We start from the raw sequence: 7,789 nt of genomic DNA, 5'->3' as shown, positions 1-7,789 counted from the left end.
GGCTCGACCGCACTCACCGCGCCTGGCCTGGCGCAGGCGCAGGCTGCGCCGGCCGCACCGACGCCGCCGCCTGCCGCACCGACCCCTGCCGTTGCGGATTCGCCTGCGCCTGTGGCGGCCGATCAGCGCGTGGCGACGATTCAGCGGATCATCGTGCGCGGGAACGAGCGCATTGAGCCGGCGACGGTGATTTCCTATCTGCCGATCCAGGTCGGCGAGACCGTCGATCCAGAGCGAATCGACCTGGCGCTGAAGGCGCTGTTCCGCACGGACCTGTTCTCCGATGTGAAGATCGACGTCGAAGGCTCCGGCGACCTGATCATCCGGGTGGTCGAGAACCCGATCATCAATCGGGTGCTGTTCGAAGGGAATCAGGGCCTGAAGGAAGATAAGATCCGCGACGAGGTGCAGGTGCGCCCGCGCGGCATCTTCACCCGCGCCAAGGCCCAGGCGGACGTGCAGCGGATCGTCGAACTCTACCGCCGATCGGGCCGGGTGTCGGCCAATGTGACGTCGCAGATCATCGAGCTGCCGCAAAAGCGGGTCGACCTGATCTTCAAGATCGACGAAGGCTCCAAGAGCGGCGTGCTGCGCATCAACTTCCTGGGCAACCGTGGCTTTTCGGACAACGACCTGCGTGACGTCGTGGTCACGAAGCAGAGCTCGCTGACCAAGATCTTCTCCAGCAACACCAACTACGACCCCGATCGGCTGGAGTATGACAAGGAGCAGCTCCGCAAGCACTACCGCAACCGCGGCTACTATGATTTCCGCGTGGCTTCCGCGGTGGCGGAGCTCGCCACCGACAAGAACGGCTTCGTCATCACCTACACGCTGGACGAAGGTCCGGAATACAAGTTCGGCAAGGTCGAGGTGACCACCGAGCTGCAGAAGCTCGACACCAACCTGCTGAAGCAGCTCGTGCCGATCCGCGAGGGTGAGCTTTACCAGGACGAGAAGATCGAACAGGCGACCGACGCCCTGACCTTCGCGGCCGGCGCGGCCGGCTTCGCCTTCGTCGACGTGCGTCCGCGCTACACGGCGAACCGCGAAACCAAGCGGATCGACGTCAGCTTCCAGGTCAACGAGGGACCGCGCGTCTATGTCGACCGCATCGACGTGGTCGGCAACACCCGCACCCTGGACTACGTGATCCGTCGCGAGATGAACGTCACCGAGGGCGACGCCTACAACCGCCCCCTGGTGGACCGTTCGCGCAATCAGATCCGCGCCTTGGGCTTCTTCAAGGACGTCACCATCGAGGAGACGCCGGGATCGGCGCCCGACCGGACCGGGCTTCAGGTGCGAGTCGAGGAGCAACCGACCGGCGAGCTCTCGTTCAGCGCCGGCTACAGTTCCGTCGACCAGCTCGTGCTGGACCTGGGCATCAGCGAGCGCAACTTCCGCGGCCGTGGCCAGGATGTGCGCGCGCGGGTTTCCGTAGGCTCGCTGCGCCAGCAGGTGGACTTCTCGTTCACCGAGCCGCGCTTCCTGCAGCGCGACCTCTCGGCCGGCGCCGACGCCTACTACTACAAGTACGACCTGACCGACTATTCGGCCTATGCGACCACGACCGTCGGGGCAGGGCTGCGGCTGAACTTCCCGCTGACCCTGAATTCACGCGGCTCCCTGCGCTACACGCTGCGTCAGGACGACGTGGAGATCGACGACTTCCTCTGCGATCCGACCCTGCCGATCGTCTCGCTGTCGCTCTGCGCGCAGCGCGGGTCGTTCCTGACCTCGTTGGTCGGCTATTCCTACCGCTGGGACCGGCGTAACGATCCGATCAACCCGACGCGCGGCTTCTATACCCAGGTCAGCCAGGACTTCGCCGGCATCGGCGGCGACGTGAACTACGTCCGCAGCGAACTCGAGGGCGGCTGGTATCACGGGTTCACCAAGGACTTCATCCTCAGCGTCACCGGCTCCAGCGGCTATATCGGCGGGTGGAGCGGCGACTCGGTTCGAGTGAACGATCGCTTCTACAAGGGCGGAACCAGCTTCCGGGGCTTCGAGACGGCGGGCCTCGGCCCGCGTGACACCAACTTCGGGCGCAGCGACGCGCTGGGCGGCAAGGCCTATGCGATCGGCTCCGTGGAGCTGACGATCCCGACCTTCGTTCCCGAGCAATACGGGATCAAGGCCGCCGTGTTCTCCGACTTCGGTTCGCTGGGCCTGCTCGACGACCGCGACAAGCAGACCTTGGGCGGCTTGCCTGATCCGCTGATCGCCGACGATTTCGCCCTTCGCGCCACCGCCGGCCTGAGCATCTTCTGGAAGTCTCCGATGGGTCCGATCCGCTTGGACTTCAGCCAAGTTTTGGCCAAAGAGCCTTACGACAAGACAGAAACCTTTCGGTTCTCCACCTCAACCAGGTTCCAATAATCATGAACTTCAGCACCTTCGCCGTCTCGGCGTGCGCCGTCACATTGAGCCTCACAACAGCGAGCGTCGCGCTCGCGCAGGCCGCGACGCCCGCGCGTCCGGCCGCGGCTCCCGCCGCACCTGCGGTCACCCACGGTCCGGCGCTGGCCAACGTCTGCGTGGTCTCGATCGAAGCGGCCATCGGCGGCTCGACAGTCGGCAAGTACGTCGACACGCGCATGCAACAGATCGTCGCCCAAGTGAACGCCGAACTCGGCGCCGAGAAGACCGCGATCGACAACGAAGCGAAGACGCTCGACGGCCAACGCACCACGCTCGACCAGAGCGCGCTCGAGAAGCGCGCCTCGGACCTGCAAGTCCGCGCCAACGCCCTTCAGCGCAAGGCCCAGCAGCGCGACCGCGAGGTTTCGGCCACCGAGCAGAAGGCCATCGCTCGCGTCGGCCAGGAGCTTGAGCCGCTGATCCGTCAGATCTACCAGCAGCGTCAGTGCTCGCTGCTGCTGCAGCGCTCGGCCGTGGTGATCGCCAATCCGGCGATGGACGTGACCCCGCAGGTCGTTGCTGCGCTCAACGCCAAGATCACCCAGTTCGCCTTTGACCGCGAGCGCCTCGACCAGGCTCAGCCCGCCGCCGCCGGCGCACGCTGATTTCCCCGGGCGGCCGCCGAATGAGGTCGCCGCCTTGCCTTGTCTCGGCTTGAGGGCGTCTTGTAGGCGCATCCAGCTCGTGGGGACTCATGCCTGATCCGCGCTTCTACGACGCCCTTGGCCCGCTCACGATGGCCGAGCTCGCGAAGGCCGTCGGCGCGGTGCTCACCGATCCCACGGCCGGCGAACGCACGGTCGACGGCGTCGCCGTGCTTGGTTCTGCCGATCCTCGAACGGTGACCTTCCTGGCCCACCGTCGACATCTGCTGGAGCTTCAGGACGCGCGCGCCGGGGCCTGCTTCATCGAGGCCCAGTACGCTGATCAGGCGCCCCCCGGATGCGTGGCCCTGGTGACGCGCGCCCCGCAGGCGGCCTATGCGCGAGCCGCCCAACTGCTGCATCGCGCGCGCAGCGCTGAGCCGGGGGCGACGATCGCCGCGGACGTGATCCTGGAGGACGGCGTGGTGCTGGCCGCTGGGGTCGTCCTCGGCCCGGGCGTGCGCGTCGGGCGTGGCACGACGATCGGGGCGGGCGCGGTGATCGGCGCGGGCGTCGCCATCGGCCGCGACTGCCAGATCGCGGCCCGTGCGGTGATCGGCTTCTGCCTGATGGGCGATCGGGTGCGCATCCATTCGGGCGCGGTGATCGGCGATCCCGGCTTCGGCGCGGCGGCTGGCGCGGAAGGGCTGATCGACATCCCCCAGCTCGGCCGCGTGATCATCCAGGACGGGGTTTCGGTAGGCGCGAACAGCTGCATCGACCGCGGCGCGTTCGAGGACACGGTGATCGGCGAGAACACCAAGATCGACAACCTTGTACAGATCGCCCACAACGTGCGCGTAGGGCGCAACTGCGCCATGGCCGCGCACACCGGGATCTCCGGCAGCGTGGTGATCGGCGACGGCGTCCAGTTCGGCGGTCGCGCCGGGGTGGCGGATCACGTACTCATCGGCGACGGCGCTCGCATCGCGGCGGCCTCGGGCGTGATGAAGGACGTTCCGGCCGGCGAAACCTGGGGCGGCTCGCCCGCGCGTCCGTTGCGGCGCTGGATGCGCGAAAGCGCCTGGGTCTCCCGGATGGCCATCCGCCGAAGCGAGGGAGCGGGTGAATGAGCCGTAAGGCGCCGGTCGTCGACAATCCGACCGAGATCGACATCACGGAAGTCCTGAAGCGAATTCCACATCGCTATCCCTTCCTGCTGGTCGATCGAGCGGAGGACTATCAGCCGCACAAGTCGATCGTCGGCATCAAGAGCGTGACGATCAACGAGCCGTTCTTCATCGGCCATTTCCCAGACTATCCGGTGATGCCGGGCGTGCTGATCGTCGAGGCGCTGGCCCAGACGGGCGCCGTGCTGATGTCGAAGTCGCTGAATGTCGATGTGGCGGGCAAGACCATCTTCTTCGTCTCGCTGGACAATTGCCGCTTTCGCAATCCCGTGCGTCCCGGCCATACGCTGCGCCTGGTCGTCGAGGTCCTACGTGCGCGCGGAGACCTGTTCAAATTCCGCGGCCAGGCGATGGTCGGCGACAAGATCGCCGCCGAGGCGGAGTTCGCAGCCATGGTGGTGGAGACCCAGTGAGCGTCGACGTCCATCCCACCGCCATCGTCGCGCCGGGCGCCGAGCTCGCGGACGGGGTTTCGATCGGTCCGTTTTCGATCGTTGGAGAGAACGTGCGGATAGGCGCGCGCAGTCGTCTGCTGGCCCACGTCGTGGTCGAGGGCCATACGCGGATCGGCGAAGACTGCGTGGTCCGCAACTTCACCAACCTGGGCGGCCCGCCGCACCACAACGGTTATCGCGGCGAGCCTACCGAGCTGATCATCGGCGACCGCAACCGGATCTGGGAGCATGTGACCATGCACATCGGCACCGTCGACGGCGCCGGGCGCACCGTGGTCGGCGACGACGGCATGTACATGGCCAGCAGCCATGTCGGGCACGACTGCCTGGTGGGCGACAATGTGATCCTCGCCCACTCGGGCACGCTGGGCGGCCATGTGCGGGTCGGCGACTTCGTGATGGTCAGCGGCCTGGCCGCCGTCCACCAGCATTGCCGCATCGGCCGCTATTCGTTCATCGGTGGACTGGCGGCGGTGACCAAGGATGTGATCCCCTACGGCATGGTGTGGGGCAATCACGCCCACCTGGAGGGATTGAACCTGGTCGGTCTGAAGCGGCGCAACTTCTCGCGCGAGACGGTCTCGGAACTGCGCACCGCCTATCGGTCGCTGTTCGCCGACGAAGGCACCTTCCAGGAACGGATCGACGACGCCGAGCGCGCCTTTGGACACAGCGCCCCGGTCATGGAGATCATCGACTTCATCCGCGAGGACGCCACGCGCCCTCTCTGCCTGCCCGAACGCGAGGAGTAGCCCATGCGCAAGCTCGGACTGATCGCCGGCGGCGGCGGACTGCCGGTGGAGATCGCAGAACACTGCGAACAGGCGGGTCGCCCGCTGTTCGTCATGCGCCTGAAGGGTTTCGCAGGGCCCGCGCTCGCCGAGTATCCGGGCGCGGATGTGGGCCTGGCCGAATTCGGCAAGTGCTTCGAGGGCCTGCGGCGCGCCGGCGTGGAGAGCGTTTGCATGGCCGGCGCCGTGAGCCGCCCGGACTTCCGCGACCTGAAGCCTGACTGGCGCGGCCTGATGTACCTGCCAGGCGCGATCGCCGCTGCGCGCAAGGGCGACGACGCCCTGTTGCGCTTCGTGGTCGGCGCTTTCGAGAAGGAAGGCTTCGCCGTCGAGGGCGCCCACCAGGTGATGGATGATCTGACCCTGGGCGCAGGCCCGCTGGGCGCCGTCGTGCCCGACGAGGCCCAGCTGCTGGACGCCCAGCGCGCCCTGCACGTGGCGCGTGAAGTGGGTCGGATGGACGTCGGTCAGGGGTGTGTCGTCTGCGACGGCCTGGTGCTCGCCGTGGAGGCCCAAGAAGGCACCGACGCGATGCTGGCGCGCGTCGCCCAACTGCCGCCTGCCATCCGGGGCGGCCCAGGCGCTGCGCGAGGCGTGTTGGCCAAGGCTCCCAAGCCCGCGCAGGAGGCCCGCGTCGATCTGCCAACCATCGGGCTTGGCACCGTCCAGGCGGCCGCCCGAGCGGGGCTAGCGGGCGTCGTGGGCGAGGCGGGGCATCTGCTGGTGCTGGACCGCGAAGAGGTCATCGCCCTGGCCGACGAGCTTGGCGTGTTCATCTTCGGCGTGGAGCCGCTGAGCGCGTGAGCTCGCCGCTCTGCGTGATGCTGGTCGCCGCCGAGGCGTCCGGCGACGATCGCGGCGCGGGCCTCGCCAATGCGCTGCGGGCGCGGTTGGGCGATCAGGTGCGCTTCGTGGGCGTCGGCGGTGCGCGAATGGCGCAGGCCGGGGTGCGCAGTCCCTTCGACATCACCGAACTATCGATCCTCGGCGTGTTCGAGGGCGTGCTCGCTTATCGGCGCGTCATCCGGCGCGTGCGCGAAACCGTGGCGCTCGCCAGGGCCGAACGCCCTGACGTGGTGGTGCTGATCGATTCCTGGGGCTTCACCCTGCGAGTGGCACAAGGCCTGCGCCGCGCCGAACCGAAGCTGCCGCTGATCAAGTACGTGGGGCCGCAGGTGTGGGCCTGGCGGGCGGGCAGGGCGCGCACCCTGGCTGGCGTCGTCGACCACCTGTTGAGCATAAACGCTTTCGACGCCCCGTATTTCGAGCGGGAGGGCCTCTCGGTGACGTTCGTAGGCAACTCCGCCCTGGCTCTGGATTTCTCCGACGCACATCCCGAGCGATTACGCCGCGAGATCGGCGCGGGGCCTGACGACCTGGTCCTGCTGGTCCTGCCGGGCAGCCGCCCTGGAGAGATCGCGCGGGTGACGCCGGCGTTCGAGGACGCGGTGAATATCCTCAAGGCGCGGCGCCCGGACCTGCACGTGGTGGTGGCCGCCGCCTCCACCGTGGCTGATGAGGTGAAGGCGCGTGTCGCCGGCTGGCCGCATCGCGCCCACGTGGTCGAAGGCGAACAGGCCAAGCGTGACGCCATGCGTGCGGCCGATCTGGCGCTCGCCTGCAGCGGCACGGTGACTACGGAGCTGGCGCTGGCGGGATGCCCGATGGTGGTCGGCTACCGGTTGGGCCCGATGACCCATGCCGTCCTGAAGCGGCTGATCAAGACGCCCTACATCAGCCTGTTCAACATCGCCGGGGGGGCGTTCGTAGCGCCGGAGTTCGTCCAGGACGAATGTACGGGAGAAAAGCTGGCCGCAGCGCTCGAGGCCAGACTGGCCGATCCGGACCTGCGTCGCCGTCAGGTAGACGCCCAGTTCAAGGCGCTGGACGCCATGGGCCGGGGCGGCCCCGATCCATCGGAAGCCGCCGCCGATGCTGTGCTGAAGCTGCTCGCCGAACGCCGCGCCGCCTGAGCGGCGCGGGACGCTCGAAACGAGCCTTAGCCGCGCTTGTGGACGGGCGTGAACGCGCGCTGCGGTTCGCCGGTGTAGATCTGCCGCGGACGGCCGATCTTCTGCGACGGGTCCTCGATCATTTCCTTCCACTGCGCGATCCAGCCGACGGTGCGCGCCACCGCGAACAGCACGGTGAACATCTCCGCCGGGAAGCCCAGGGCGCGCAGGGTGATGCCCGAGTAGAAGTCGACGTTCGGGTACAGCTTGCGCTCGACGAAGTACTCGTCGCTCAGCGCGATGCGCTCCAGCTCCATCGCCACCTTCAGCAGCGGATCGTCGGCGTTGCCGACTTCCGCCAGCACCTCGTGGCAGGTCTTCTGCATGACC

8 protein-coding genes are annotated in these 7,789 nt (G+C 67.7%); 7 read left to right on the top strand and 1 reads right to left on the bottom strand.

The features are described from left to right. The first annotated feature begins 111 nt into the window (after nucleotides 1-111). From bamA to lpxB, 7 genes are all read left to right on the top strand, one after another. Nucleotides 112-2,385 carry an outer membrane protein assembly factor BamA gene (gene bamA, locus Q8M88_RS00525; protein WP_371132600.1) on the top strand — a complete coding sequence of 758 codons (2,274 nt, stop codon included), beginning with the start codon at nucleotides 112-114 and terminating at the stop codon, nucleotides 2,383-2,385. Between the two features lie 2 nt (nucleotides 2,386-2,387). After that, nucleotides 2,388-3,032 (top strand): OmpH family outer membrane protein, encoded by a 645-nt coding sequence (locus Q8M88_RS00520; protein WP_305593997.1) that lies wholly within the window; start codon nucleotides 2,388-2,390, stop codon nucleotides 3,030-3,032. An 89-nt stretch (nucleotides 3,033-3,121) separates the two neighbouring features. Further along, nucleotides 3,122-4,144: a UDP-3-O-(3-hydroxymyristoyl)glucosamine N-acyltransferase gene (lpxD, locus tag Q8M88_RS00515; protein ID WP_305593995.1), complete on the top strand. Its 1,023-nt coding sequence runs from the start codon at nucleotides 3,122-3,124 to the stop codon at nucleotides 4,142-4,144. Beyond that, nucleotides 4,141-4,614, top strand: a complete 474-nt coding sequence (gene fabZ, locus Q8M88_RS00510; protein WP_305593993.1) for a 3-hydroxyacyl-ACP dehydratase FabZ — start codon at nucleotides 4,141-4,143, stop codon at nucleotides 4,612-4,614. Before lpxD ends, fabZ begins: the two co-directional genes overlap by 4 nt. Further along, on the top strand, nucleotides 4,611-5,408 hold the full coding sequence (gene lpxA / locus Q8M88_RS00505; protein ID WP_305593991.1) for an acyl-ACP--UDP-N-acetylglucosamine O-acyltransferase: 798 nt from the start codon (nucleotides 4,611-4,613) through the stop codon (nucleotides 5,406-5,408). Before fabZ ends, lpxA begins: the two co-directional genes overlap by 4 nt. Nucleotides 5,409-5,411: 3 nt before the next feature. Next, a complete protein-coding gene (locus Q8M88_RS00500) occupies nucleotides 5,412-6,251 on the top strand; it encodes an LpxI family protein (RefSeq protein WP_305593989.1) in 840 nt (279 codons plus the stop codon). Beyond that, complete coding sequence (lpxB, locus tag Q8M88_RS00495) at nucleotides 6,248-7,420, top strand: lipid-A-disaccharide synthase (protein ID WP_305593987.1); 1,173 nt, start codon at nucleotides 6,248-6,250, stop codon at nucleotides 7,418-7,420. Before Q8M88_RS00500 ends, lpxB begins: the two co-directional genes overlap by 4 nt. A gap of 26 nt (nucleotides 7,421-7,446) precedes the next feature. Here the strand turns inward: lpxB and Q8M88_RS00490 are convergent. Beyond that, a partial coding sequence (locus Q8M88_RS00490) for a citrate/2-methylcitrate synthase (protein WP_305593985.1) occupies nucleotides 7,447-7,789 on the bottom strand: 343 nt, incomplete at its 5' end.

Source organism: Phenylobacterium sp. (assembly GCF_030693805.1).
GTDB lineage: Bacteria > Pseudomonadota > Alphaproteobacteria > Caulobacterales > Caulobacteraceae > Phenylobacterium.
Note: the sequence above shows the minus strand (reverse complement) of the source record. Positions and strands in the feature narration are given on the sequence as shown.

Coding starts and splice junctions, on each gene's coding strand:
- Q8M88_RS00520 (WP_305593997.1), top strand. CDS start 2,388: ATGAACTTCAGCACCTTCGCCGTCTCGGCGTGCGCCGTCACATTGAGC.
- lpxD (WP_305593995.1), top strand. CDS start 3,122: ATGCCTGATCCGCGCTTCTACGACGCCCTTGGCCCGCTCACGATGGCC.
- fabZ (WP_305593993.1), top strand. CDS start 4,141: ATGAGCCGTAAGGCGCCGGTCGTCGACAATCCGACCGAGATCGACATC.
- Q8M88_RS00500 (WP_305593989.1), top strand. CDS start 5,412: ATGCGCAAGCTCGGACTGATCGCCGGCGGCGGCGGACTGCCGGTGGAG.